The following is a 26,449-nucleotide window of genomic DNA, read 5'->3' as shown; positions in this document are numbered from 1 at the left end:
GTGTGGTGCACCCGAAAGGACTTGAACCTCTAACCCCCAGATTCGTAGTCTGGTGCTCTATCCAGTTGAGCTACGGGTGCGAACACTGTATGTTTTTGGCAGAGCCAAAGTAAGATGGTGCACCCGAAAGGACTTGAACCTCTAACCCCCAGATTCGTAGTCTGGTGCTCTATCCAGTTGAGCTACGGGTGCGTCTTGAGGCGGGGTTTTACAGGCGGTTTCAAAACCTGACAACCCCCCTCTGAAAATTAATTTCTACTTTCTTGTCATGGTGATGTGAGCACGGCAGGCACTGGAACCAAAAGTGCCACCAATCGCCTGACCAACGGGATATCCGTTAAAAACCAGAGCGGTCGGACGGCCGTTCATGTCCTTGCTGGCAAGCTCTGCGTGATAGTGATGCACGCCGGGCTGATAGATGCCAGAAAGCACTTCAGAGCCATCTCCCGGTGTGAAAACAATCTTTCGCCCACGAATATCAAGTGTGGACGTGCGTTCTGTCGGGCAGGAGCCCTGATCCGTGACGAGAGCGCCTACCCAACGGCCTGATGGATCATTTCCGGGATCAGGAGTGGCGCAGGCTGCCAGAAAAGCCATGGCAGAAAGAGAAAAAAGAGCAATCGGACGCATGTTGTGCCTGTCCTGTGATGCAGAATGGATGACGCAGACGACACAACACCTTATAGGAGAGCATCAAAAGGCACCATGAACACGGAACGCGAGGCCATCACATTGACCCAGCAGGACGCCAGCACCGTCGCGAAACTCGACGAAACACTTCACGAAGACCGTATCCTCATTCTGGATTTCGGCAGCCAGGTAACGCAGCTCATTGCCCGCCGTGTGCGTGAGAGCGGTGTTTACTGTGAGATCTGGCCGTTCACGGCGACGGACGAGAAGATCCGTGAATTCAATCCGCGCGGTATCATTCTGTCTGGCAGCCCTGCCAGCGTTCATGACGAAAATGCTCCGGCGATTCCGGAAATCGTCTTTTCACTGAACCGTCCGGTTCTTGGCATCTGCTATGGCCAGCAGGCCATGTGCCAGAAGCTGGGCGGCAAGGTCGAAACGCACGAACATCGTGAATTCGGTCGCGCTTATATCGACATCGCTGAAGATTGCGCCTTGTTCCGTGGCGTCTGGGCACGCGGCAAGCGCGAACAGGTCTGGATGAGCCATGGCGATCGCGTCACGCAGCTTCCGCCGGGCTTCCGCGCTGTTGCCTATTCGGAAGGGGCTCCGTTCGCGATCATCGCCGATGAAGGCCGTCGCCTGTATGGTGTGCAGTTCCATCCGGAAGTCGTGCATACGCCGCATGGTGCTGCGCTGATTCGTAACTTCACGCACAATGTTGCGGGTTGCAGCGGCACGTGGACGATGGCTGGCTTCCGTGAGCTGGAAATCGCCCGTATCCGCAAGCAGGTCGGGGATGGCCGCGTCATTTGTGGTCTATCCGGGGGTGTGGACAGCTCCGTGGCTGCGAAGCTGATTCACGATGCTATTGGCGACCAGCTGACCTGTATTTTCGTTGATCCGGGCATCCTGCGTTCCGGTGAAGCCGACGAAGTCGTCAAGACATTCCGTGGTCGCTTCAATATCCGTCTGGTTCACCGCGACGCATCTGACCTGTTCCTGAGTGAACTTGCAGGTGTCAAAGATCCGGAAATCAAGCGGAAGACCATTGGCCGTCTCTTTATCGAAGTGTTCGAGGAAGAGGCTGCAAAGCTTGGTGGCGCACAGTTCCTTGCTCAGGGCACGCTTTACCCAGACGTGATTGAAAGCGTCAGCTTCACGGGTGGCCCGTCCGTTACCATCAAGTCCCATCATAACGTTGGCGGCTTGCCGGATCGCATGAACATGCAGCTGGTCGAGCCTCTCCGCGAACTGTTCAAGGACGAAGTTCGTGAACTGGGGCGTGAACTTGGCATTCCGGAACACATCGTGGGACGTCATCCGTTCCCGGGGCCGGGGCTTGCTATTCGTATTCCAGGTGAGATCGACAAGGAAAAGTTGGATCTTCTGCGGAAGGTGGATGCGATCTACCTAGAAGAAATCCGCAATGCCGGCCTGTACGATGCCATCTGGCAGGCTTTTGCGGTTCTGCTTCCTGTGCGGACTGTCGGTGTGATGGGCGACGGCCGGACCTATGATCAGGCTTGCGCTCTGCGTGCCGTGACCAGCACTGATGGCATGACCGCTGAAGTCTATCCGTTCGACTTCGCGTTCCTGAATCGCGTTGCTGGCCGTATCGTCAATGAAGTTCGGGGTGTTAACCGCGTGACTTACGACATTACGTCCAAGCCGCCTGGAACGATTGAGTGGGAATGATCCCGCGTCTGGCATAGGGTGGTATTACCCGGCATGAAAGTGCCTTAAAGCCCGCAGGAATGCGGGCTTTTTTGTTTTTTGGTTAGGCATTGTCTGGCACCGAACGGTATCGCCAAGCAGCAACTTTTTATGGCATGGTGCATGGCACTGACTGAGTCTGGTGCTATGATTTTTATCGATACCATGTCAGGTCCTCTATGGGTGTCATGGTATCGAAATGAATTAACCATATGAATAATAAGGATTTTATCCAGTTATTTTAATGGTTTTCGATCATGGTATCGATGTTTGGAGTGCCACGAACCGATGCTGACCGACACCAAACTGCGCAACCTCAAGCCGACGGATAAGCTCTACAAGGTGAACGACCGCGATGGGTTGTATGTCGCCGTGACGCCTGCGGGCAGCATCTCGTTCCGATATAACTATGCGATCCATGGCAGGCAGGAGACCCTGACTTTCGGGCGATATGGCGTTGGGGGCATCACTCTGGCCGAAGCTCGTGAGCAACTGGGAGAGGCTAAAAAGCTAATCTCAGCAGGTAAGTCACCTGCGAAGGAAAAAGCTCGCGAAAAGGCGCGGGTCAAGGGTGTGGAAACGTTCGGGGCGTGGGCCGAGAAGTGGCTGCGCGGATATCAGATGGCGGACTCCACCCGTGATATGCGCAAATCTGTCTACGAGCGGGAGCTCAAGCCCAAATTCGCCAGCCAGAAGCTTATCGAAATCACTCACGAGGACCTGCGAGCATTGACCGATGCCATCGTCGAGCGTGGTGCTCCGGCGACCGCTGTGCATGCCCGGGAGGTGATGTTTCAAGTTTACCGGTGGGCTATCGAACGAGGGCAGAAGGTCGAAAATCCGGCTGAACTGGTTCGTCCGACTAGCATAGCAAAATTTGAGCCAAGGGATCGCGCTCTGACGCCTGAAGAGATCGGCCTGATGTATCAGTACATCGAGCGCATCGGCACTACCCCATCGATCCGGGCCGCAGCCAAGCTGCTTTTGCTGACGATGGTCCGAAAGAGTGAGCTAACCAACGCAACATGGAGCGAGATCAGTTTTAGTCAGGCGCTTTGGACGATCCCAAAAGAGCGGATGAAACGACGTAACCCCCATTTGGTATTTCTGTCGCGACAGGCGCTCGATATTTTCATCGCCCTGAAGACGTTTTCCGGGGGATCAGATTACATCTTGCCGTCCCGGTACGACACTGATCAGCCGATGAGTAGCGCAACGCTTAATCAGGTACTCACGCTGACCTACAAACTTGCTCAGAAAGAAGGGAAGTTGCTCGCAAAGTTTGGTCCTCATGATTTACGCAGGACGGCCAGCACTTTGCTGCACGAGGCGGGTTATAATACTGACTGGATCGAAAAGTGCCTTGCCCATGAACAGAAAGGGGTAAGAGCCGTTTATAACAAGGCTGAATATCGTGAGCAGCGCACTGCTATGCTGCAAGACTGGGCTGATATGATTAGTGAATGGACGATCAAGCCACGTTAACGATCGCTTTCTTGGCGTTTTTTTAGGGTGCGTCGTTTGATGGCTGCTGAAACGGCTTGGCGAGAAATTCCGAGTTGCCGAGCTATTTCAGCCTGCGTCATTGTGCTTTTTGAGAGAAAATCATCAAGCATGCTTGTGGGAGATCGTAAGGCTTTAACTTGTCTATAAGCTTCTCTCCGCACGTAAGCATGCTCTTCAATATCCCAGCCAGAGAGGGTCGAATTGTTGAAACCATGAGACCAAATTTGTTCCATTAGGGCACGGTATTCCCAAATAAATCTCCGATCACGTTGATAGGCTCTTCTTGAAGAAACACTTCTGCTGGGATGGTGTTTCTCACAATATAACTTACTAGGTTTAGGGCTAGCAGAGGGAGAGCCTGCCAAGCGAGTTGTCCACGCAAGGTCACCATGACGTGCATGCTCCCGTAACTTCATTTTTGGTTCGATGTATTCGTGGAAACTTTCTACGGAACGATCTGCACGTATCTCGACTAGATCGCCATAACGAGCGATCATTTGGCTTGCTTTATGAGGGCCATATTTTCCTGACAAGGCCTCTGAATAATATTCAGCTAGTCTCTTTGCTCTCTCAAGTCCTAATGAAATCATTTTTTCTGTTAGAGGAACAAGCTTGGCGTTTCGGTTCTTTAGTTTTTTCACTACAACTGGATTGAAGCGTATTGCTGAATATTCAGTGAGATTTCCACAAAGCTCACAAAAACACCATGTCAGATCATCTGCAAGCTTGGCCTCAATGCGCCCGGTGGCTTCCCGTTGGGTAACTACGCTCTCGAGGATCGGATCGAAAGCAAGGTAAGTTTCGTGATCTTTGGCCATGGTCAATTTATGTCCGAAGTGTCAACTAAATTCAATTTTTTCCCCAGCCGCAGCAGGCAGCAGCAGGTAACCTCAAGCACATTGTGATAGGGGTGCGGAGGGAAGAGAAATGGGAAATACGGCTAGGGTTCTTATTGACCGCAAAAAGCTTCACGCGATGATCCCGCTAGCCGAAAGAACCATCTTCAATATGGAGCGGCGTGGCGAGTTTCCACGCCGTATCGCGCTCACCAGCAGAAACGTGGCGTGGGATCTCGAAGAGGTCATAGAGTGGATTGAGGCGCGCAAGGCGCAGGGTGCTCAGGCGCAGCGTCCTGGTATGCGCTTCTGATTTCAGAGCTTGTTTGTAACGCCTGTGTCTCCCATTCGCTGGGAACAGCATGCCGTCAGCAAGGCAACAAAATGTTCCTCGGCAGAACTCTGCCATAGGGAAGGCTTTTTCGTTGCAGACATTTTTGCTGCTGCCCCCAAGGGTGACGCGGTTAGCATGGAGCATCCACTGTTTGCGTTAAAAGCGGGCGATAGGCGTGTAAGAACCTATGAGCGCAACGGTCTCGTGGTGACCGTGAAGCCCGGGTCGGATGGCTGTGCGACCATACATGACAAGGACCTGTGGATTTATTGCATCAGTCAGTTGGTGGAGGCCAAGAACCGTGGGCGCCCCATAACACCAACAGTGCGTTTTACGGCCTATGATTTTCTCCGTAGTACAAACCGCTCAACAGGGGGTGTCGGCTACCGCCGTGTAGTCGGTATGCTTGCAAGGCTGAGAGGGACTGGCATTGAGACTAATATTGAGACGAACGGACAGCGTGAGCGACGCGGCTTTGGACTGATTGATTCATGGCGGATTGTAGAAAAGTCGCCAACAGATGATCGTGTGACAGCCATCGAGGTGGATTTGCCGCACTGGCTATTCCGTTCTGTTGCGACCATGCGGGTTCTGACCCTGTCACGGGACTATTTTAAACTCCGCAAGCCGCTCGAGCGGCGCATATATGAACTTGCCCGTAAACATTGTGGTCTTCAGCCAAAATGGCGTGTGTCTGTGACGGTCCTATACGCGAAAAGCGGCAGTACCGCGACGTTGAGAGAGTTTCGACGGCAGATAAAGGAAATGTCTGCTATCAACCTGCTACCTGATTATCAGATATCGCTCGATACAGAGCGTGACCACGTAACTTTCTTTGCCAATAGAGAAGATCGCTAAAAAGCGGCTGCCCGCAAACTGTCGCTGAGCGGGGCGCTCATTTCATCAGTAGCAGCGCTATATTGAAGGCCTGATCCTCCAAAAATGCCCTGTTGATAAGTGGTGACAGCTTTGTGGAATGACACGTACCTTCACCCACGTTTCCCTGTGGATTAGCACGTACCTTTACACACGCCCCTACACGTACTTTCACCCACACGAATGGTATATAACATATTGAAACTTATATGTTTTTCCAACCCGTAACACGCGCGCGCATTTTAACTTTAATATATTTTTTTAACGTCTACGGGGCTCTTCCTGCTGGAGAATATGTCTTCAGGGACGTTCTTCGTGCCGGGGACGGTTGAGAGGCGAGAGTGTTTAAATGTTTTGCCCATAGCGTTTAAACGGCATGCAATTCATTATTTCTCTGTGCCCTCCGCAGGGGACCGCCAGTGGGCAATGAGTTCACGATCAGGGCTCGGATGGAAGTTTATCGGCCTTGCTAAAAGCATGGCGTTTGGAAGATACCTCCGTGCTATTTTGTTCATATTTTTATTGAATCCATGAGTGTTTTTTGATCGGAGTTGGCCCGAGACGGCCCGAGACGGCCCGAAAATAACGTGACACCAGTTTTCGGGCCGTCTCGGCACGAATAAGAACGAAAAGGGATAGGCAAGATGTGTTGCCCCGGACGGGGCAACGACCTTACTCTCACTGCGTGATCGACGGGAGAGGCTGAAGTGGCTTCAAATCTGGCTACGGTAAAACGACGCGACAAACATGTTGGCCCAAGAGCCGGGACACCAATAAAGGTTCAGGTTTCGGAAGAAGAGCGAGCCGTTATTTTCCAGACTGCCGAAACCTGCAATATGCCGGTATCGGCTCTACTGCGACAGCTAGGGTTGGGTTACCGGCCGCGTAGCATTTCAGATTTACTGACGCAGCGTGAACTGATGCGTTTGCGGGGTGAGGTTGCGAGGCTTTGTGACCTGCTGAAATTAGAGTTCCGTCACGCTCCAGAGCAAGCAGTTACCCAGCCTTCCGCGCAGGCGCTCATTGAGATGTCTGAGGCGACGTTAAACGACATTCGGGGCTTTCTCGCGGATTTTCACGAAATGGCTGAGACTTTTGCAGCTAAGGTAAAATAGGGGCTCTTGGCTAAGTTAATGAATACAGTGTCCAGAAAACAGTAGCTTTCTTGACACCGTGAAAACGGCCTTTCCGGGCTAGTCGGATGCTTTCCGCCGAGTTAATATTGCCGTCAAGTTTTCAATGTCCCGGTTTGGTCAATGAATCAGCGTATCGGATATGCACGGGTCTCCACGCAGGACCAACACTTTGAGCTGCAGCGCGATGCGCTTCTGCTGGCTGGTTGTGGGGTCATCTACGAGGATACCGCAAGCGGCAAGAACGCCATTCGGCCGGAGCTGGAGCAATGTCTCAAGGCCTTACGCAGCGGCGATACGCTTGTTGTGTGGCGCTTGGATAGGCTTGGCCGCAGCTTGCCCGACTTGGTGCAGATCGTAAGTGATCTTGAGCGCAGCGGTATTGGCTTTGAAAGCCTCACTGAAAAAATCGAGACGGTCAGCGCGGCTGGGAAGTTGGTCTTCCACGTCTTTGCAGCCCTCGCGGAATTCGAGCGCAGTCTGATCCGCGAGCGCACCCACGCGGGGCTTGCGGCAGCGCGTGCCAGAGGTCGCTCCGGTGGACGCAAACCTAAACTCGGTGAGAAGCAGGTGCGAGAGATCAAGGCGCTTTTGCGCGATCCTGAAATCCGAGTTGCCGATGTTGCTCGTCGATATGGCGTGTCTCGAACTACTCTTTACAAGCACGTTGGCGTTATAGCGCCGCGTCAATGGGATATGGCATGAGTAAGGACGAAGTTGTTGTATCTCTGTTTGCTGGGGCTGGGGGATTCTCCTCTGGCTTTAGCCAAGCTGGTTTGAAGCCTTTATTTGGCGTAGAAATTAACGCTGATGCCTGCCAGACTTACCAAGAGAATGTCGGCAGTCCCTGCCATCAGCTTGACCTGAGCACGGTTGACCCGTCTCATATTGAAATGCTCACGGGTGGCAAAAGGCCCTTCGTCGTTATTGGAGGGCCGCCGTGCCAAGGCTTTAGTACTGCTGGTCCGCGCAATTCCGCAGATCCTCGCAATCTGCTCATTTTTAACTACTTAAATATCGTTGAGCGGCTTTCGCCGCGTTGGTTCATTTTCGAAAATGTCGAAGGGCTTTTGACGTCTGGTGGGGGGCGAGACCTTGCGCGTCTGGTACGAGAGTTTGTCGACATGGGATATTCGGTACGGCTGCAAAAGGTAAACCTAGCCGCATATGGCGTGCCACAGACGCGTAAGCGGGTGCTAATCATTGGCAACCGACTTGGGATCGATTTTCAATTTCCCGAGGAGTTGTATTCATTCGACAGTGGTAAAGCGAAAAAGGCTTCCGGCAAGCCGCTTGCTCCGAGCTTGGCCGAAGCGGTGGCAGGGCTCGGTCCCGCTGCAAGTGGTAAGGATGCGCTAGTTCCGTACGCGAGCGCGGAGCCTGTCAATGCATTCGACGCCCGAATGCGGGCGGGAAATCGCGTAGAGGTGGTAACTCACCACGTTCGAGTCGAGGCTGCGGAGCGTATGCAAGTCGAACTGCTCAAACCTGGTCAGACGATGAAAGACCTGCCGCCCGAGCTTTGGCATGAGAGCTACAGGCGGCGAGCAAACCGGCGAGTATCGGACGGTACGCCAACCGAAAAGCGGGGCGGCGCGCCTTCAGGTATCAAACGTCTGCATGGCAATCTGCAGAGCCTCACGATCACGGGGGCTGCTGCTCGGGAATTTATTCATCCTACAGAGCATCGTCCTTTGACCATTCGCGAGTGCGCCCGCATTCAGACATTTCCCGACAAGTACAGGTGGGTTGGCAACAATGCTAGCGTCATTCAGCAAATTGGAAACGCAGTGCCACCGCTCGCTGCTGAACGTTTGGCCAAACACTTAAGAGAGATTGATGGGTCGTTTGGTGCAGATACGCAACCGGCAGGTGCGATGTCTGCAAAGCTATTAGGATTTGTTCTTACTGAAGCGCTTGGAATGAGCCCGGCGCTCAAATCAACAGAAGCGCTGCTTGCAGAAATGCACCAAGGGGGATTCGTTTTTTAATGACTACACGGCAACGACTCAGCGCAGAGCGATCGCAGCAGCTCACCCGTCTGCTTACGATCACGAAGACAGCGAACATGCGGGCGCTCATGACGGCGAGCGAGCTAGCCAAGATAATTGCACTTGTGGCCGTTGACATCGGCAAGAGTGATGAAATGGCGCGAGCATTTCCTGTGCTCTGGCCGAAAATTTCTCCGCAACAGGAGTACTACGCCACGGCAGTTGACTGGTTTACCATCCCCGACGAGACGGTTACGTCCTTTGATGTTGTCGATATGCTTGATGCAGGCACGTCACTGGATCAGGACTTCATGACCTATCTGAAATGCCTCACCGAGCTTCATAAGCGCCGCCGCAAATATGGATTGATTCTTCAGCGGCAGCCTTTGCCGACTATGGTGCAAGTCTCCCCTAGGGCGCTCATGGAATACGGCCCGGATTTTCCTCCGGAAGCACTTGCTTCATGGCTCACTTGGCGCAAATTTTTTTACGACTTGGACAATCGGTCTGCACAGGAAACCGGCTATCTTTTCGAACCCATCCTTGCTGCAGCCATCGGCGGTGAGGCGAAGTCGGCACGTGAGCGTGTGGTGAGGCGCACTGATGACCCTACTAAAGGCCGGCAAGTCGACTGCTGGAAAGTGCTGCCGGACGGAACTCCACTTGCGTACGAATTGAAGTTGCGCGTGACGATTGCGGCTAGCGGGCAAGGGCGTTTCGGCGAGGAGCTCTCATTTGCTCGCGACTGCAGTAGCTCGGGTGCAAAGCCAATTCTTGTTGTGCTGGATCCGACAGAAAATGACAAGCTGACTGGGCTCCAGGCCGCGTACCGAGAGGTGGGCGGCGCCGCTTATGTGGGTGATGCTGCTTGGGCTCACCTCGAAGACGAGGCGGGGGCTACGATGGCATCGTTTATTGAACGCTATGTTCGCGTGCCGGTGGCTTCTGTGTCCAGCTTTGAGCGGGTTATCGAGGGTGATACAACCAGGCGTAGTCTCATCTTGCAGGACCTGCAGGCGCGGCTTGAGGGCAATGAACTGACAATCTCGCTTGGTGGCCATCGACGCTTGGTCGAGCGTCATGAAGATCAGAGTTTGGCTGCCGATGGGGACGATGACAGCGAATAGGTTGAACTATGCAGTAAGGGGACGAAGGTCTGTCCCGCGAGCAGGTAAAGTGCCAGAACGGTAGTCAGCATCGACAGCCATACTAAGGACCCCCGCTCCCGCTCTGATGATCGATGGTATTTTTCATGGTATTAAATGCTGAGAATGCAATTAGAGTGCTGTTTTTATGAAACATTCTTTCCTAAACGATAATCGAGTGGGAATGAGGTTCTAAACCTCTGTCATTTGGAAAGGCCTGTCCCGAGAGGGACGGGCCTTTTTTTTATGATCTTGCCATCAAGGCGGCCATTTGTTTTGCCTCGCGTCAATTTAACGCGCATTGCGACATTAGTTTTTGTAGCAAAACAATATCGATCTCGTTCAGACTTTCGCATGTTCGTGTCATCGCTATTTTCTGGCGGACAAAACAAGTGAGGAATTGCCGGTGTCTGGCACGGTGACAGTTCGAAGGCCGGTCCATTTTTTGCTCAGGGGCCCCTCCATCGGAGTACTCCGGGCGAGCCTCCACTTTAAAAGAGCTGCGACAATTCCTGCTTTTTGAACATCTGGACAATAGGACGAGGGCTAACGACGTGCGTCGCAGACTGATCTTGAAAATGCTTCCAGCGGGGCTACTGGCATTACGAGGGCAGGGGTATGCCCAAGATCGTGGAAACGGGCTGATGCCAGCTTTTAAAGGTACGCCCCGGATTGCCGTGGGTGGGATTGCGTCAGAATGCAGTACTTACAGCCGTATTCGCTCCCGCATGCCGGAGTTCACCACGCTCCGAGGTGATGAGATTTTTGGAGCGCCGCTGTCCCAGCCGCTGCATCGTTATGATTTTGACCTCTTGCCGACCCTGGAAGCATCCGCACCACCAGGCGGCCCCGTTGAGCGGAAGACGTATGAGGCTTTGAAAGCAGAATATCTTGAGCGTCTGCGCAAGCTCTTGCCGCTGGACGGTGTTTATCTGGCTATGCACGGTGCCCTGAGTGTCGAAGGCATGGATGATGCGGAGGGGGACTGGTATGCTGCAACGCGGTCTGTCGTCGGGCCGGATTGCCTATTATCTGCCTATTACGATCTTCACGGCAATCTCAGTCAGCGCAGTGTCGATACGCTGGATGCTCTGACGGCATACCGCACGGCGCCGCATGTTGATCGTATCGAGAATGTCATGCGGGCTACGGATATGCTTACACATTGTCTACGTTACGGCTTACGGCCCGGAATTGTGTGGGCAAGCATACCGGCGCTGCTTCCGGGTGAGCAGAGCAGCACAGAATGGGAACCGGGACGCCGCCTGTGGGCGGATCTAGCTGAATACAATCGGCTGCCGGGTATTCTCGATGTTTCCCAATTGGTTGGATATGTCTGGGCTGATGAGCCCCGTTCGGCCGCATCTGTGGTTGTCACAGGTACGAACGTCGAAGAGCAGAAACGCATCGCTACGGAACTGGCGCAGCGATACTGGGACGCGCGACACGACTTTCATTTCGGCACACCAACCGGGACGATCGATGAGTGTCTCAGCCGTGCGATGTCGTCAAAAACGCATCCTGTGGTCATTTCAGATTCCGGAGATAATCCGGGCGGTGGCGGAAACTCTGACCAGACTTTTTTCCTTCAGGCTTTGCTAAAGGCTGGCGCGAAGAATGTTCTGGTGGGTGGAATGACGGATCGGCCTGCAACGGATGCCTGTTACAAGGCGGGTATTGGCGCAGTTCTTCCGTTATCTATCGGCGCGACTTTAGACCCCGTGATGTGCAAGCCTGTGCATGTCCGCGCGACTGTGAAACATCTGACGCCGGTCTCGCATCCCGATGAAGGTGAAGCTGTCATTGAATTCAATGGGATCACGGCGACGCTTTCTGCTCGGCGGCGTCTGTATCATTCGGCGGAAGCATTCCGGGATATTGGGCTGGAGCCAACTGATTTTAGCATTGTCGTTCTGAAATGCGGGTATCTCAACCCAACCATGAAACCACTGGCCAATCCGGCACTCATGGCGCTTTCGCCGGGGGCTATCAATCAGGATATCGTCAATATCGGTAATCATCGCCGTAAACCGACTTGGCCCTGGGTGCCGGATCTGACGTACACGCCGAGACCTTATGTGTCGGCTCGAATTCATCGCAGCTAAGGAGGGTGGATAGAGGAGGCAGATCCTCTCTTTATCCGCATAGAACTACGCCTCGGGTAACTGGATGGTCACCTGAAACGGGTATAAATGCTCGTTAAGGTCTATCCGGAAAAAAGGCCTGCTCCTTTCGAAGCAGGCCTTTGTTTAAGCTGGAAAGACCTTAGTGTTCCATATGGTGCTTGTGGCCTGTCAGCTCAGTCGTGAGCTGGGCGCGGGCCTCACCGGATGGGAATTTTTCCGTGTGCAGGTTGATGTAGCTTTTGCCTGCAAGCACGTCCTTCACCTGATCTGCTGTCAGTGTCAGGGTTCCCGTCATCCGGGTCTGGTAGGGGCCAGGGATCGGCGCAATTACGCCTGCATCTTCACCCTCGGCTGCCGGACCATGCAGGTGAATTGCATTGACCGGACCTGTCAAACCGTTGTCTTCGAAACGATACGTCAGGGTGTTTTTGGTTGTGTCTAGCATGGCAGACGCAGACCCCTTGATCGGGGATGTTGCACCATGTTCGCCCTTGAACGGACCAAAAAGGTGGATCGTTTCAGCAGAAGCAGGCAGGGCCGTAACGGAGAGACCTAGCGCGAGAGCGGTAACAAAGAGACCTGTACGCATGGAACGTGATCCTTGCAGGAGTTGGAGACACTAAACGTGGTGTCAGGTCTCCAGTTCAGTGTTCCAGTACAGATAATCACGCCAGCTTTCGTGAAGATAGTGGGGCGGGAAGGTCCTCCCGTTTTCCTGAAGAAGGCGGCTGCTGGGCTGATCGGGTTTTCGGTGGGGGTGCATGCCGATCTCGCTGGGGAGGCGGGAGCCTTTGAGGAGATTGCAGGGGCTGCAGGCGGTAACAACGTTCTGCCAGGTTGTTTTTCCTCCTTTCGCACGGGGGATAACGTGATCGAATGTCAGCTCATGTGTTGGCAATCGATCATGGCAGTACTGACACGAAAAATTGTCCCGTAAGAAAACGTTGAACCGTGTGAAAGCGGGTTTTCGTGCTGAGGGAATGTAATCTTTCAGTGCGATGACGCTGGGAAGGCGCATGGCCATGCTGGGAGAGTGAACGACGGCGTCTTCGTACTCTGATAGAACGGATACCCGGTCCAGAAACACAGCCTTCACGGCTTCCTGCCATGACCATAGCGACAGCGGAAAGTATGAGAGCGGACGAAAATCCGCATTCAGAACAAGAGCCGGAAAATGCTGACTACTGACAGACACCACGCGCTTCCTTTTTTGAAGGACGGCACATGCGGGAACTTCGGCGTAGAAAACTTAAGACAAACGCCGATAAACATGCGTCGTCGGCTTCTTTGAGATGACTATTTCAGTAAACTTCATGAACTGCAAGAAAACCCTGATGAAAGCTTGATGACGCTGCCTCCTGTAACGCGCTTTGCGCCCAGCCCGACTGGTTTCCTACATCTTGGACACGTTGTGTCCGCCCTCCACGCGCGCGCGTCCGCCGGAAAGGAGGGCCGGTTTCTTGTTCGGATTGAGGACATTGATACCGCGCGGTGCACATCAGCTTTTACCGATGCGCTGGGCGAGGATCTGCAATGGCTGGGGCTATGGTCGCAGGAACCTGTGCGGCAGCAATCCCGTCATCTGGCGGAATATGCCCATGTTCTGACTGAACTTAGAAACAGGGAGCTTCTCTACCCCTGCTTTTGTACACGAGCTGAAATTGCGGCGGCTTCTACGTCTTATGCTCCAGACGGAAGTATTGTTTATCCGGGCACATGTCTCCGCGGGGACCGGTCAATATCCGGGCGTATACCAGCCTGGCGCCTGAATATGCAGCGCGCGCTTGATGAACTTCAGGAGGTGCCATCCTGGTACGAAGTGGGGCAGGGAAGAATTTCTGGCCGCGCTGACGAATTTGGAGACGTTGTGCTGGCCCGACGGGACACGGGTGTTTCCTATCACCTCTGCGTCACGCATGATGATGCCCAACAGGATGTGACCTGCGTCACGCGTGGTCGGGATCTGTATGACGCAACATCCATTCATCGTGTTCTTCAGTGCTTGATGAAATGGCCAGAACCTCACTATCGCCATCATGCCCTTATCAAAGACGAAGGTGGCCAGAAGCTCTCAAAACGGAATGGAGTGGAAGGTATTCGGACGCTGCGTGCTGCTGGATGGAATGCCGAGCAGGTTCTGGCTCATCCGCTTGTGCTGAGAGCACTCGCGGAAAGCTGAAATCATGGGATGACCCAGCGGAGTGGGGGCATCCCATGAAAAGTGATTGCCGGGGAAAAGTGTTACTCTGCGGGATAGCTCCGCGGGTATGTGACGTCAGAGTCTGGGCCCGGTGGGCGTGGCGCGCCTTTCTTTCCACAGGCGCTCAGGCTGGTGCTGAGGGCGAGAAAAGTCAGACCGAGAATCAAAAAACGTTTCATGTCGTCTCTCCAAGTTTGTTCAGCCAAGCCTGAGCCTGCTGCTGAACGTTGGACGGAGCCGTGCCGCCAAAGCTGGTGCGTGAGGCGAGGGAAGATTCAACCGTCAGAACATCAAAAATGCCTGCATTGATGCCTGGTTCCACTGCCTGCATTTCGGCAAGGGACAGATCAGCCAGATCACAGCCTTTCTGTTCAGCCAAGCCGACCAAACGGCCTGTAACGTGATGAGCCGTCCGGAAAGGCACGCGGAGTTCACGCACCAGCCAGTCCGCCAGATCTGTGGCCGTGGAGAAGCCCATGCCTGCGACTTCACGCATGCGGTCCGTATTGGGCTTAAGGTCCCGGATCATCCCGTCCATGGCAGCCAGGGACAGCGTCATGGCTTCTGTCGCGTCAAAGACAGGCTCTTTGTCTTCCTGTGTGTCCTTTGCGTAGGCCAGCGGTAGGCCCTTCATAACAGTCAGCAGGCCGACAAAATTCCCCATAATGCGGCCGATCTTGGCGCGCACCAGTTCAGCCGCGTCGGGGTTACGCTTCTGGGGCATGATGGACGAGCCGGTTGTGAACGCGTCCGACAGAGTTACGAATCCGAAAGGAGCGGATGCCCACATGACGATTTCTTCAGCCAGTCGCGACAGATGCATGGCCTGAAGCGACAGGGCTGACAGGAACTCCAGAGCAAAATCACGGTCTGAAACGGCGTCGAGCGAATTGGCCGTCGGGCGATCAAAATCCAGCGCTGCTGCCGTCATTGCACGGTCGATCGGAAAGGACGTTCCAGCCAGAGCCGCAGATCCTAGCGGGCATTCGTTCAATCGAGCCCGTGCATCGCGCAGACGTCCACGGTCGCGGGAGAGCATTTCGACGTAAGCCAGAAGGTGATGGCCGAACGTTACAGGCTGAGCGACCTGAAGATGCGTGAAGCCGGGCATCGGCGTTGCGTGATGTTCCAGTGCGCGTGTCGCAAGGGCGCGCATGAGAGAGGCAGTCTGTTCCTGAAGGCCGTCAATCGCATCACGCACCCACAGGCGGAAATCTGTGGCCACCTGATCATTGCGGGACCGTGCCGTGTGCAGGCGCTTGCCGGCTTCGCCAATCCGCTCAGAGAGGCGTGCCTCGATGTTCATGTGAATGTCTTCGAGGGCAGGGGAGAACTCGAAGCGTCCTTCGCCGATTTCCTGTGCGATATCACCCAGACCCTGCCGGATTTCCGCAAGTTCGGTTTCCGTCAGAAGGCCGACCTTCTGAAGCATCGCTGCATGTGCGAGGGAGCCGCGGATATCCTGACGCCAGAGGATTTTATCAAAGCCGATGGAAGCGTTGATCTCACTCATGATCGCAGCCGGTCCGGAGGCGAAACGGCCACCCCATTGCGGGTTGGCAGCCGTACCTTCAAAGCTTGAGGCAGGATCGGTTTCTTTTTCGACAGGAACGTTTTTCATGATAACCGTAACAGGATGAAACAGAAGCAGATCGACCGGCGAACCCTTCTTTCAGGAGGCCTAAGCCTAGCTGCGGCGGCCAGCCTGCGCAATTCCGCACGTGCTGAAGATCGCCCGAAACCGATTGTTCCGTCTCTGGAGCCGGCGGCGGCACGTCTTGCTCCGCTGGAATTGAAGCTTCAGCGGCCGGAGGGCGGCAGTCGTGCCTTGTCCGCCTGGCGTGGCACGCCATTTGTTCTGCATGTCTGGGCAACCTGGTGTGCGCCCTGCAAGCATGAACTTCCTCAGCTGGATGCCTTTATGAAGGCGCTTGGAGACGACAGCCCTATCGTCCCGGTCGCTATGGCCAGTCATGGGCCGGATGCGGTCGCTGCGTTTCTTAAGGCGCAAAATCTGACCCATATTGATCCGTGGTCTGCGGATGCTCATGAGTTCCAGAGCTGGCTGGGTGACAAGCCGCTGAGCTTTCCTTCTACCTATCTGATTGATGCAGAGGGTCGTCTTCGCGCGGTGATTGAAGGCGAAACGGACTGGGGTGCGCCAGAGAGTGTGGCGCAGTTCAGAAAAGTTATTGCAGCTTTGAAAAAGTAATGGTGTTCTGGCGAAAGTGACAGCAGAACGAGTGATTTGATGGCAGTGACGATTGGTCGGCGTGGATTTATTGCGGGCGTAGGCGGTTTGAGTGTGGCTGCCGGCCTGTCTGGCGCCGCATGGGCTGGAAAGCAGGAAAATCTTCGTTCGGTCAGGAGTTTGGCGCCGGGTAAGCCGCAGCTTGAGCCCGTAGCGCTGCAACTGATTGGCCCAGCAGGGGCAACGCAATCACTGGCCTCAATGCGGGGTAAGCCGTTCCTGCTGCATGTGTGGGCAACATGGTGCGGTCCTTGCAAACAGGAGCTTCCAAAGCTCGACGCTTTCTGTGCGTCCCTGGGGACAGACTGTCCCATCATTCCCGCTGCTGTAGCCAGTGCCACACCGGAAAAGGTTGCGTCATTTCTGGATGCGGCAGCTCTGAAGCACATTCCGGCATGGACGATCGACAAGGCTGCTTACAAAGCATGGTTGAAGACATCCGATGTCGCCATTCCAGTCACATACCTGATTGATTCGTCGGGTCGTCTTCGGGCTGCGGCCGAAGGTGGTGTGAACTGGTCCGCCCCTGATGCCGCGCGTCAACTGCACGACGTTCTTGCCGGAATCTGATTTTTGATTTTCTGACGACACCAGGAATTCCACTGATGACTTTTTCTTTGACCCGCCGTGCCGCGCTCGCCGGAGCCGCCGGACTGCTCGCTTCTTCCCGTGTTTTCAGCGCTTCAGCTGAAGACAAAGGCATACCCTTTGTCCCGAATTCATTCGGCGTTCTGGCCAAACCTCGTGCTCTGCCAGTGCTCTCTTTCCAGAATGAGCAGGGGCAGGAAGTCCCTTTGTCGCATTGGTTCGGCAAGCCCTTCGTTCTGCACTTCTGGGCGACTTGGTGCCCGCCATGCATTCGCGAACTTCCGTCCGTTAACGCGACGGCCAAGGCTCTGGGTGCAGACGGGCCACAGATTGTGACGGCAGCCGTGCGCGGCAGTACGGTGCCCAAGGTCCGGGCCTTTTATGATGCACACAAGATTGACGCCCTGCCGCTTCTCGTGGACCCGACGTCTTCTGTAATGATGGAAACGGCGGATCAGGATGCTCTGGTAGCGTCTATCAAGCATGTACGTCCGGACGATTTGAAAGATCTTACGCCAAGTGTCATGGCGCTGCATGGCGTGCCCCGGTCCCTTCTGCTGAACGCCAAGGGTGAGGTTGTCGCCGAGGCCATTGGGAATATGGACTGGTCTGCCGATGCGGTCCGCCATACCCTGTCCGTCCTCGCAGGCTAACAACGTAAAGAGTCGATGTCCCTTTCTCTGCTGGGTGCCGATGATCCGGCACCGTTCCTCCTGTTCCCCGAGACCCAGCCGTCACCGTTTGTGCTGGTGAGTGACCATGCGGGAAAAGCTGTTCCCAAAGCACTGGAGTTTCTCGGCGTTGGGGAACCGGACTGGCATCGGCATATTGCATGGGACATCGGGATCGTCGGGGTAGGGCGGTTTCTGCGTGACCTGCTGGGCTCTCCCCTGATCGAGCAGGTCTATTCCCGGCTGGTCATCGATTGTAACCGCGCGCCGGGTCACCCGACATCCATGCCGCATGTCAGTGACGGGACCCACGTTCCAGGAAACAGTGAAGCACCTGTTCATTGCCGGGCACGGCGCGAGCGCGAAATCCTTCATCCCTATCACGATGCAATTGCCGAGGTTCTGGCGGAACGGGCATCGCGCCCGACGGCGTTGATTGCCCTGCATAGCTTTACCCCGGAAATGGCGGGTGTTCGGCGCCCCTGGCAGATCGGTATTCTTCATCACAAGGATAGCCGGATGGCTCGTGTGATGATCGATACTCTGCGGGCAGAAGGTGACCTTTGCGTTGGAGACAACGAGCCTTACGTTCTGACCGATACCAACGAATACACAGTCCCCCGGCATGCAGAAGCAAACGGGTTGCCCTATCTGGAAATTGAACTTCGACAGGACCTTATTGCGGATGAGGAGGGGCAACGTGCATGGGCGGAGCGTCTCGCGAGACTTCTGCCTCAGGTCTGGGAGACACTGGCTGCATGATTGACGGACACACAAAACTTGCTGGTGTCATGGGATGGCCCGTAGAGCATTCCCGTTCGCCCATGCTGCACAATCACTGGTGCAGGGTGCACGATGTGAACGGGGCGTATGTGCCGCTCCCCACGCGACCGGAACATTTTGAGGCTGCTCTCAAGGGCCTGGCTGCGGCGGGCTTTCGGGGCGTGAACGTCACGATTCCGCACAAGGAAGCCGCGATGCGGGCCTGCGACAGCATGACGGATACCGCCAGACGTGCGGGAGCCGTTAACACTGTGCGTTTTGAGAATGGCCAGATTATCGGTGACTGCACTGACGGCACGGGTTTTTGTGACAACCTCACCGCACATGGCGTCACCTTGTCCGGCCGAGCGCTAATCCTTGGGGCTGGAGGCGCAGCGCGCGCTGTTGCGGCTGCACTGCTGGATCGCGGCTGCGAAGTTGTAGTCGCGAACCGAACCATGGCGCGCGCCGAAGCGATGGTCGAGGCCCTGAAGGGAGGGGAAGCTGTCGAGTGGTATGACTGGCCGTCTCTACTTCCGGGCTGTTCACTTCTGGTCAATGCAACGTCGCTGGGGATGAACGGCAAAGCCGACATAGACTGGGATGCAATGCTGCGGCAGGCTGGGTCCAGCCTGTGCGTGACAGATATTGTTTATACTCCGCGGGAGACACCGCTCCTGAAAGCGGCAAAAGCTGCCGATCTGCAAACGGTTGATGGTCTCGGAATGCTGATTCATCAGGCTCGGGCAGGGTTTCGATCCTGGTTCGGAGTAGATCCGGAAGCCGATGAGGCAACCTTTAATCTGCTGGCTGCAAGTCTGCGCTAACCCATGAAAATCATCGGTCTGACAGGCGGAATGGCGGCGGGGAAAAGTACAGTCGCCGCTCTGTTTCGCCGGGCCGGTGTGCCGGTTTTTGACGCGGACGCTGTTGTGCGGGCCCTTCAGGGGCCGAGAGGAAAGGCGCTCCCCGCCATTGCCCGCGTCTTTCCTGTTGCAGTGCAGAACGGCGCTCTGAATCGTATGGCCCTGCGTCAGGCTGTGGTTGGAAATGTCGCCGCGCTTCAAGCGTTGGAGGCCATCATGCATCCACTTGTAAAAGCCGAGCGAGGGAGGTTCCTGCGCCACTGTCGTGCGCGAAAAGAACCGTTCTGTGTCCTGGATATTCCGCTTTTGATGGAAATCGGGGAAGACCAGAAATGCGATGTGGTGGTGGTGGTTGAGGCCCCCATGGCAACACGCCTGTCCCGTATTCATCAGCGCGGGAAAACGGGTGCCAGAATGAGCGAAGCACAAGCACGTTCCCTCATCGCACGGCAAATGCCGGACCACGAACGCAGACGCCGGGCACACATCGTGATACGAACCGGCCTTTCCCGCGGATCTGCTGCCCGGCAGGTTCGCGCTCTTTTGCACCGTCTGCGCGAGGCTTCATGAAACGCTCGATCCTGTTCGATACGGAAACCACAGGCTTTGACCCGGATCAGGGCGATCGCATCATTGAAATCGCGGCCATCGAACTGATCGATGATCTGCCAACGACCAATTATTACCACGTGATGGTGCATCCGGAGCGCGACATTCCGGCCGAGGCTACGAAGGTGCATGGTTTTCGGATTGAAGATCTGGAGGGTGCGCCGAAGTTTCCAGAAATCGCCGACGGATTTCTGGAGTTTATTGGCGATGCCCCGATGATCGCGCATAACGCGCGCTTCGACTTCAAATTCGTAAACGCCGAGCTGCAAAAATGTGGCCGCGCGCCGCTGGATTACGCCAGTCGTGCGATCGATACTGTCGAAATGGCGCGCAAAAAATATCCGGGTATGCCCGCCAGCCTTGATGCGCTGTGTCGGCGCTTCAACATCGACCTGTCCCAGCGTGGCACCCATAACGCTCTGCTGGACTGCAAATTGCTGGCGGAAGTGTATGTCGAACTGATGGGCGGCCGCCAGCGCGGGCTTGGACTAGCTGGACCTTCACGGAGCCGCAGTATTGCAGAAGTGGGTGATATGCTCGCGAACCGGACCCCACGGAAAATGGCGCTCCCGAATGCAGAAGAGCTGGCGGCTCATACAGCTTTTGTGGATGGTCTGAAGGATCCGGTGTGGCGCCGCGACTGATGAAGATCCTGTTCATCACGTCCAACAGGCTTGGCGATGCCGTTATTTCCACCGGCGTGCTGGATGCCCTGCAAAAACGCTATCCGGCAGCTGTATTTACTGTTGTCTGTGGGCCGGTCGCGGCAGGGTTGTTCGAGCCAGACCCTCGCTGTGAGCGGGTTATTACTCTTGAAAAACGCCGCCACGATCGACACTGGCTGGACCTCTGGTCTGCCTGCGTCCGAACGCGCTGGTTTATGGTTGTGGATCTGCGAGGCTCCCTTCTCAGTCTCACGCTGCGAACGCGTCGAAGGTTGATCGTCCAGGGGGGACGTCGGGACGGACGCAAAATCGAGCAGCTTCGTGACGCGCTTGGTCGACACAAAACCCCGATGCCGCGTGTCTGGACCTCCAGCCAACATGACAAAACTGCAGAAGACCTGCTTGCGGGTGGCCCTTGGCTGGCTTTGGGGCCAACTGCGAACTGGGACGGCAAGATCTGGCCTCCAGAACGATTTGTCGCACTTGCTGAGGGCCTGCGTCGTCAGGGGATGCGACCTGTTCTGTTTTATGGGCCGGGAGATGCCGAAAAGGAACGCGCCAGGCCTGTTCTGGAAGCGCTCCCGGAGGCGCTGGACCTCGGCGGAGACAGGTCTCTCGGAGAGGTGGCAGCGCTGCTTGCTCGTTGTGCGCTCTTTGTAGGCAATGACTCAGGCCTCATGCATTTGGCCGCCGCTGCCGGAACGCCCACGCTTGGTCTGTTTGGGCCCTCCCGCATGTCCGAATATGCTCCGTCGGGGATTGAGGCGTTCGCAATCGCGGCTCCCGGGCCGGAAGGAAAAGCGTCGTTGGAAGACCTGAGTGTCGAAGCGGTTCTGGATGTTGCCAAAGCCATTCTGGCAGGAAACGCTGGTTCCTTCCGGACCTGACCTTGAAGCGCTGCCCTGCATGGCCGATAGAGAAAGTATGAGCGTTTCTTTCCAGCCTTCGCCTGCGGTGTCGTCTTCTTTTCCCAGGCGCAAAGCCAGAGTGGCCCATGTCATGGCGGGGTCGGCACGAGGCGGGGCGGAACTGTTCTTTGAGCGCCTTTCCATGGCTCAAACACAGGAGGAGCGTCCTGTTCGCGCTCTGATCCGGCATGATGCCGCGCGGGAAGATCGTCTGCGTGCCGCTCGCGTGGAAACACATACATTCAGGTTTGGCGGCGCTCTGGATGTCAGAACGCGGTCGCATTTGCGGCGGAACCTGCGTGAGTTTCAACCTGATGTCGTTGTGGCCTGGATGAGTCGTGCGGCGCGCAAACTGCCGACAGGTCCCTGGCGGACAGCAGGGCGTCTGGGCGGATATTACGATCTGTCCAATTATAGTCGCTGCGAGCATCTGATTGGGAATACGCGTGGTTTGGCCGATTGGATGAAAGCTCAGGGATGGCCTGCGGATCGCGTTCATTACCTACCGAATTTTGCGACGGATTTTGCCTCTGTGACGCCGGTACGCCCGGATTTCCTGCCTCCCGATGTTCCGTTTGTGCTGGCTCTAGGACGCCTGCATGAAAACAAGGCGTTTGATGTTCTGATCCGTGCCATGACCCGTCTGTCAGGCGTGCACCTCGTCATTGCGGGGGAAGGTCCGGAGCGTGCGATGCTGGAAGCGCTGATCCGAAGCGAAAATCTCTCAGACCGTGTTCATCTTCCGGGGTGGGTCGCGGAGAGTGGGCCATGGTTGCGGGCCTGTGATGTTATGGTTTGCCCATCGCGGATCGAGCCGCTTGGAAATGTCGTGATTGAAGGTCTTTCAGCAGCGGTGCCTGTTGTCGGAAGTGCTATTCAGGGGCCTCAGGAAATTCTTTCCGGGACTGAAGATGGCCTTCTTGCTCCCGTTGAAGATGCTGAAGCCTTCTCTGCCCAGATCGGGAATATTCTGGAAGATAAAGCTCTTGCCCAGCGTTTGCGACACAATGGTCGTGCCCGGTTCGAGCGCGAGTTTGCACAGGATGTTGTGATGGCCCGCTGGTCCGAATTTCTAGACGGAGGGCTGACCTGATGTGTGGAATCGCCGGTCTGTCCTGTCTGCCGGGAAAAGCGCCTGATCAAGCCGCGCTGGAACGAATGTCTGCTGCGATTTTTCATCGTGGGCCGGATGGGGAAGGGCGCCTGGATCTTACGGGCGCCGCGCTGAGACATCGCCGTCTGTCCATCGTGGATATTGCTGGCGGAACCCAACCCTTCCGGGTCGGGAATGCGGCGTTGATTGCCAATGGAGAGATTTACAACGATCCGGACATTCGCAGTACGTTTCCTGCTGATCGTTTCCAGACCAAGAGTGATTGTGAACCGCCTCTGCACCTCTGGCTGAGAGATGGAACGGGTTACACGCACGAACTGCGTGGCATGTATGCCATCGCCGCCGTTGAGAACGAGCAAGGCCAGCACGAAATGCTGCTGTCCCGCGATCCGTTCGGCATCAAGCCACTTTATATTGCGGAATACGAAAGTGGAATCGCTTTCGCCTCAGAGGCGCAGGCTTTGCTGGCTGGAGGCTTTGGTATCCGGCGGGTCAGGAGCAAGGCGCGGAATGAACTGCTCCAGCTTCAATTCACAACTGGGCAAAAAACAGTTTTCCCGGGGATACGGCGCCTGTTGCCGGGTGAAACCCTGCGGATTGTGGATGGACGGATCGTTGAATCGCGTCGTCGCCACGCTTTGCAGGAAGCCACGGAAACCATCCCCGCTGACCTGACGGACGAGCAGGCTCTGCGCAGGCTCGATGCCGCCTTGACCGACAGTGTTCATGCGCACCTTCGGGCCGATGTTCCTCTGGGACTGTTTCTATCGGGCGGAATTGATAGTTCTGCCATTCTCGCTGCCGCTCATAAACTCGGGCTACCGCGCCCCATGACCTGGACGGCGCGCTTTGACACTGGAAAAGCAGACGAATCTATCGATGCCGCAGCATTGGCGGCTTCGGTTGGTGCAGATCATCATGTTCTGACCGTCACAGAAGCAATGGTCTGGTCCCATCTGCCTGCCATTGTGGCCTGCATGGATGACCCTGCGGCAGATTACGCGATTATCCCAACGTGGTTTCTGGCGCAGGAAGCGCGCAAGGACGTCACTGTGATCCTGAGCGGCGAAGGGGGAGATGAGCTCTTTGCCGGATATGGGCGCTATCGTCGGGCCATGAAGCCGTGGTGGCGCGGCGGAAGAGGGCCCTGGCGTTCGGGTACATTTGGTCGGTGTGTGCCGGGACAGGGGCGTCAGTGGCGCGCCGGGCTGGCGGCCATGGAACTGTCCCAGCGTTTGACGGGTCTTCCTGCAGTGCAGGCGCTTGATATCGCCGAATGGCTCCCGAATGACTTATTGCTCAAGTTGGACCGCTGCCTGATGGCGCATTCTGCCGAGGGGCGCACACCGCTGCTGGACCCTGTTGTGGCAAAGGCTGTCTGGTCTCTCCCGGATCATTTCAAAGTGCGGGATGGATACGGTAAGTGGCTTCTGCGCCGCTGGCTTCAGGATGCGCTTCCCCAGGCAAAGCCTTTCGCCCCAAAGCAGGGTTTCACTGTGCCTGTTGGGCCGTGGATCGAGAAACAGGCTCAACGCCTGGGCCCGCTGGTGGCGCAACAGTCCTGTATTCAGAACGTCATGGCTCCGCACAAGGTCGAACGTATTTTCTCGACTGCGACCCAGCGCGGTCACGCCCGCCAAGCCTGGACGCTGTTGTTCTACGCTTTGTGGTTCCGACACCATGTTGAAGGCATTCCGGCTGACGGAGATGTTTTCGAGACACTTTCCCGTGCTCGCTAAGTGCGGTTTTCATCAGACTGACAAGGACAGACCATGCATTACGATCTGATTATCCGGGGTGGCCGCTGCGTATTCCCGTGGGGAGAAGCGGAGGCGGATCTGGGTGTCCGAAACGGCCGCATCGCTTCTCTGTCCGTTTCGCACGACGATGAAGCTGAAAGGGTGATTGATGCGACGGGGCTGCATGTCCTGCCGGGCCTGATCGATAGCCATGTCCACTTGCGTGACCCCGGAAATGCTGCGGTGGAAACTCTTGAAACCGGAACGCGCGCGGCAGCTTTGGGCGGTATCGCAACAGTTTTCGATATGCCGAATACCTCGCCTAGCGTTACGGACAAGGCGATGCTGGACTGGAAGCGCGAGCACATCAGCAATGTCGCCCATGTCGATGTTGGCATGTACATCGGGGCGACCCGTGACAACACGCCTGACCTCGCCATGCTGGAGCAGCAGCCAGGGGTTTGTGCGATCAAGGTTTTCGCTGGGTCTTCTACCGGCAACCTGATGATCGAGGACGACGAAGGCATCGAAGCCGTCATGCGTTCTGGCCACCGGCGTGTCTGCTTTCATTCCGAAGATGAATACCGTCTTCAGGCACGTAAGCCGATGTTTCATGAGGGCCAGCCTTACGCCACACATAGTGTCTGGCGGGATGTGGAATGTGCGTTTCTGGGAACGCGCCGCATCATGGCGATTGCCCGCAAGACGGGTCGGCCGGCCCATATTCTCCACACGTCCACAGCCGAAGAGTTGGAGTATCTCGCTGACTTTCGGGATGTCTCAACCGTAGAAGTGCTGGTCAATCACCTCACGCAGGTTGGCCCGGAATGCTATGAAAAGCTGGGTGGGCTTGCCGTAATGAACCCGCCGTTGCGGGATCGCTATCACTACGAGGCAAGCTGGAAAGCCATTCAGGACGGTCGTGTCGATGTTGTGTCTTCGGACCACGCGCCGCATCCACTGGAAGCAAAGAAACGTCCTTGGCCGAATTGCCCGGCTGGCCTGACAGGCGTCCAGACCATTGTTCCGGTCATGCTTGATCATGTGAATGCAGGCCGTTTGTCACTGACACGTCTGGTCGATCTGATGTCCGCCGGGCCAGCGCGTGTTTACGGTCTTCAGACCAAGGGCCGCATGGCTGTCGGTTTCGACGCAGATTTCACGCTTGTGGACATGAAAGCACAGCGGGAAATTACCAATGACTGGATCGTCTCGCCTGCAGGGTGGACGCCATTTGACGGAACCCATGTGACGGGTTGGCCAATGGCAACCATCGTGCGTGGAACGGTGGTCATGCAGGACGATGAGGTGATTGGTGAAGCCACGGGACGGTTTGCCAAATTTGCGCCTTGATCGGGGCGTAGGGCGCGCGACGCTTCGACCATGAAAGAGAGTTTTATGATTCGCCCCGTCGCCGCACTCTGCGGCCTGTCCCTTCTGTCCGTGTTCGCCTTTGGAACAGCCAGTGCCGCCGAATCCGGTTGGAGCGCACCCAAATGTGGTGCCGAGCCAGACGCTCCGGCCGTGAAGGCTGGGACTGTTGCCCAGTACAACGAGAGCGTGGACCGAGTGACAGCCTATGAAAAAGAAGCGCGGGCCTATAACGCATGCGTTTCAGGACAGGCAAACCGTGAAGAGACGGCCATCAGCCAGGAAGCCAGCGCTAAAATCTCACGAATTCATTCTGCCAGTGCGGCCGTTCAGACTCACATCGCGGGATCATTCCAGAAGCTTTCTTCCGAGCTGACTGCCGCGGGACGTAAGCTCGGTCATCACTGACGGG

At 55.9% G+C, this 26,449-nt stretch carries 28 protein-coding genes and 2 tRNA genes; 22 read left to right on the top strand and 8 right to left on the bottom strand.

The annotated features are described in order from the left end of the window. Window positions 1-3 precede the first annotated feature (3 nt). The 3 genes from M2305_RS01995 to M2305_RS01985 form a co-directional block, all read right to left on the bottom strand. Window positions 4-80, bottom strand: a tRNA-Arg gene (locus M2305_RS01995). A 35-nt stretch (window positions 81-115) separates the two neighbouring features. Beyond that, a tRNA-Arg gene (locus M2305_RS01990) sits at window positions 116-192 on the bottom strand. A 63-nt stretch (window positions 193-255) separates the two neighbouring features. Then, complete coding sequence (locus M2305_RS01985; protein ID WP_086634037.1) at window positions 256-630, bottom strand: hypothetical protein; 375 nt, start codon at window positions 628-630, stop codon at window positions 256-258. 75 nt (window positions 631-705) lie between these two features. Between M2305_RS01985 and guaA the strand changes: the two genes are divergently transcribed. Continuing rightward, the gene (guaA, locus tag M2305_RS01980) at window positions 706-2,328 is read left to right on the top strand and encodes a glutamine-hydrolyzing GMP synthase (RefSeq protein ID WP_174694761.1); all 1,623 of its coding nucleotides are present in this window, start codon (window positions 706-708) and stop codon (window positions 2,326-2,328) included. Window positions 2,329-2,634: 306 nt separating this feature from the next. After that, window positions 2,635-3,831 (top strand): tyrosine-type recombinase/integrase, encoded by a 1,197-nt coding sequence (locus M2305_RS01975; RefSeq protein WP_215754322.1) that lies wholly within the window; start codon window positions 2,635-2,637, stop codon window positions 3,829-3,831. Here M2305_RS01975 and M2305_RS01970 read toward each other — a convergent pair. Next, window positions 3,828-4,670, bottom strand: a complete 843-nt coding sequence (locus M2305_RS01970; protein ID WP_215754321.1) for a MarR family transcriptional regulator — start codon at window positions 4,668-4,670, stop codon at window positions 3,828-3,830. The two genes, M2305_RS01975 and M2305_RS01970, sit on opposite strands and share 4 nt — an antisense overlap. A gap of 109 nt (window positions 4,671-4,779) precedes the next feature. Between M2305_RS01970 and M2305_RS01965 the strand changes: the two genes are divergently transcribed. The 7 genes from M2305_RS01965 to M2305_RS01935 all read left to right on the top strand — a co-directional run bounded on the left by M2305_RS01965 (window position 4,780) and on the right by M2305_RS01935 (window position 12,272). Further along, window positions 4,780-5,001 (top strand): helix-turn-helix transcriptional regulator, encoded by a 222-nt coding sequence (locus tag M2305_RS01965; protein WP_146890708.1) that lies wholly within the window; start codon window positions 4,780-4,782, stop codon window positions 4,999-5,001. A 24-nt stretch (window positions 5,002-5,025) separates the two neighbouring features. Next, window positions 5,026-5,880: a replication initiator protein A gene (locus M2305_RS01960; protein ID WP_264649918.1), complete on the top strand. Its 855-nt coding sequence runs from the start codon at window positions 5,026-5,028 to the stop codon at window positions 5,878-5,880. A 725-nt stretch (window positions 5,881-6,605) separates the two neighbouring features. Then, window positions 6,606-7,013 carry a plasmid mobilization protein gene (locus M2305_RS01955; RefSeq protein ID WP_215754319.1) on the top strand — a complete coding sequence of 136 codons (408 nt, stop codon included), beginning with the start codon at window positions 6,606-6,608 and terminating at the stop codon, window positions 7,011-7,013. 141 nt (window positions 7,014-7,154) lie between these two features. Continuing rightward, window positions 7,155-7,736, top strand: a complete 582-nt coding sequence (locus M2305_RS01950; RefSeq protein ID WP_215754318.1) for a recombinase family protein — start codon at window positions 7,155-7,157, stop codon at window positions 7,734-7,736. Continuing rightward, entirely contained in the window at window positions 7,733-9,022 is a 1,290-nt protein-coding gene (locus M2305_RS01945) for a DNA cytosine methyltransferase (RefSeq protein WP_215754317.1), read from the top strand. Before M2305_RS01950 ends, M2305_RS01945 begins: the two co-directional genes overlap by 4 nt. 77 nt (window positions 9,023-9,099) lie before the next feature. After that, the gene (locus M2305_RS01940) at window positions 9,100-10,149 is read left to right on the top strand and encodes a hypothetical protein (protein WP_264648425.1); all 1,050 of its coding nucleotides are present in this window, start codon (window positions 9,100-9,102) and stop codon (window positions 10,147-10,149) included. A 572-nt stretch (window positions 10,150-10,721) separates the two neighbouring features. Continuing rightward, entirely contained in the window at window positions 10,722-12,272 is a 1,551-nt protein-coding gene (locus M2305_RS01935; protein WP_264648424.1) for a M81 family metallopeptidase, read from the top strand. A 160-nt stretch (window positions 12,273-12,432) separates the two neighbouring features. On the opposite strand, the gene M2305_RS01930 is transcribed toward M2305_RS01935, so the two are convergent. Together M2305_RS01930 and M2305_RS01925 are read right to left on the bottom strand one after the other, a co-directional pair. After that, on the bottom strand, window positions 12,433-12,882 hold the full coding sequence (locus tag M2305_RS01930; RefSeq protein ID WP_211502105.1) for a CHRD domain-containing protein: 450 nt from the start codon (window positions 12,880-12,882) through the stop codon (window positions 12,433-12,435). Between the two features lie 42 nt (window positions 12,883-12,924). Then, window positions 12,925-13,491, bottom strand: a complete 567-nt coding sequence (locus tag M2305_RS01925) for an HNH endonuclease (protein WP_408871456.1) — start codon at window positions 13,489-13,491, stop codon at window positions 12,925-12,927. A gap of 147 nt (window positions 13,492-13,638) precedes the next feature. Between M2305_RS01925 and gluQRS the strand changes: the two genes are divergently transcribed. After that, window positions 13,639-14,472, top strand: a complete 834-nt coding sequence (gene gluQRS / locus M2305_RS01920; protein WP_264648422.1) for a tRNA glutamyl-Q(34) synthetase GluQRS — start codon at window positions 13,639-13,641, stop codon at window positions 14,470-14,472. A gap of 62 nt (window positions 14,473-14,534) precedes the next feature. On the opposite strand, the gene lptM is transcribed toward gluQRS, so the two are convergent. Together lptM and argH are read right to left on the bottom strand one after the other, a co-directional pair. Continuing rightward, a complete protein-coding gene (gene lptM, locus M2305_RS16345) occupies window positions 14,535-14,672 on the bottom strand; it encodes an LPS translocon maturation chaperone LptM (RefSeq protein WP_408735626.1) in 138 nt (45 codons plus the stop codon). Then, window positions 14,669-16,114, bottom strand: a complete 1,446-nt coding sequence (gene argH, locus M2305_RS01915) for an argininosuccinate lyase (protein WP_046899611.1) — start codon at window positions 16,112-16,114, stop codon at window positions 14,669-14,671. The genes lptM and argH overlap by 4 nt, the downstream gene beginning before the upstream one ends. 15 nt (window positions 16,115-16,129) lie before the next feature. On the opposite strand from argH, the gene M2305_RS01910 reads away from it, so the two are divergent. From M2305_RS01910 to M2305_RS01855, 12 genes are read left to right on the top strand one after another with little or no spacing between them, the layout of a single operon-like run. Next, entirely contained in the window at window positions 16,130-16,705 is a 576-nt protein-coding gene (locus M2305_RS01910; RefSeq protein WP_211500120.1) for a TlpA disulfide reductase family protein, read from the top strand. Window positions 16,706-16,744: 39 nt separating this feature from the next. Next, window positions 16,745-17,314 (top strand): TlpA disulfide reductase family protein, encoded by a 570-nt coding sequence (locus M2305_RS01905; RefSeq protein ID WP_264648421.1) that lies wholly within the window; start codon window positions 16,745-16,747, stop codon window positions 17,312-17,314. A 35-nt stretch (window positions 17,315-17,349) separates the two neighbouring features. Then, on the top strand, window positions 17,350-17,985 hold the full coding sequence (locus M2305_RS01900; protein ID WP_086634042.1) for a TlpA disulfide reductase family protein: 636 nt from the start codon (window positions 17,350-17,352) through the stop codon (window positions 17,983-17,985). A gap of 15 nt (window positions 17,986-18,000) precedes the next feature. Continuing rightward, window positions 18,001-18,765, top strand: a complete 765-nt coding sequence (locus M2305_RS01895) for an N-formylglutamate amidohydrolase (RefSeq protein WP_264648420.1) — start codon at window positions 18,001-18,003, stop codon at window positions 18,763-18,765. Further along, entirely contained in the window at window positions 18,762-19,592 is an 831-nt protein-coding gene (locus tag M2305_RS01890) for a shikimate dehydrogenase (RefSeq protein ID WP_099210300.1), read from the top strand. The genes M2305_RS01895 and M2305_RS01890 overlap by 4 nt, the downstream gene beginning before the upstream one ends. 3 nt (window positions 19,593-19,595) lie before the next feature. After that, window positions 19,596-20,201 carry a dephospho-CoA kinase gene (gene coaE / locus M2305_RS01885; RefSeq protein ID WP_264648419.1) on the top strand — a complete coding sequence of 202 codons (606 nt, stop codon included), beginning with the start codon at window positions 19,596-19,598 and terminating at the stop codon, window positions 20,199-20,201. Then, on the top strand, window positions 20,198-20,884 hold the full coding sequence (dnaQ, locus tag M2305_RS01880; protein WP_264648418.1) for a DNA polymerase III subunit epsilon: 687 nt from the start codon (window positions 20,198-20,200) through the stop codon (window positions 20,882-20,884). The genes coaE and dnaQ overlap by 4 nt, the downstream gene beginning before the upstream one ends. Beyond that, a complete protein-coding gene (locus tag M2305_RS01875; RefSeq protein WP_264649917.1) occupies window positions 20,884-21,792 on the top strand; it encodes a glycosyltransferase family 9 protein in 909 nt (302 codons plus the stop codon). The genes dnaQ and M2305_RS01875 overlap by 1 nt, the downstream gene beginning before the upstream one ends. A gap of 37 nt (window positions 21,793-21,829) precedes the next feature. After that, window positions 21,830-22,906, top strand: a complete 1,077-nt coding sequence (locus tag M2305_RS01870; protein WP_264648417.1) for a glycosyltransferase — start codon at window positions 21,830-21,832, stop codon at window positions 22,904-22,906. Continuing rightward, entirely contained in the window at window positions 22,906-24,666 is a 1,761-nt protein-coding gene (gene asnB, locus M2305_RS01865) for an asparagine synthase (glutamine-hydrolyzing) (protein ID WP_264648416.1), read from the top strand. The genes M2305_RS01870 and asnB overlap by 1 nt, the downstream gene beginning before the upstream one ends. Window positions 24,667-24,699: 33 nt before the next feature. Then, a complete protein-coding gene (locus M2305_RS01860; RefSeq protein WP_264648415.1) occupies window positions 24,700-26,019 on the top strand; it encodes a dihydroorotase in 1,320 nt (439 codons plus the stop codon). Window positions 26,020-26,064: 45 nt separating this feature from the next. Further along, a complete protein-coding gene (locus tag M2305_RS01855; RefSeq protein ID WP_086634050.1) occupies window positions 26,065-26,445 on the top strand; it encodes a hypothetical protein in 381 nt (126 codons plus the stop codon). The last annotated feature ends 4 nt before the right edge of the window (window positions 26,446-26,449 follow it).

Origin of the sequence: Gluconobacter cerinus, from assembly GCF_025961355.1 — a bacterium.
GTDB lineage: Bacteria > Pseudomonadota > Alphaproteobacteria > Acetobacterales > Acetobacteraceae > Gluconobacter > Gluconobacter cerinus.
Note: the sequence above shows the minus strand (reverse complement) of the source record. Positions and strands in the feature narration are given on the sequence as shown.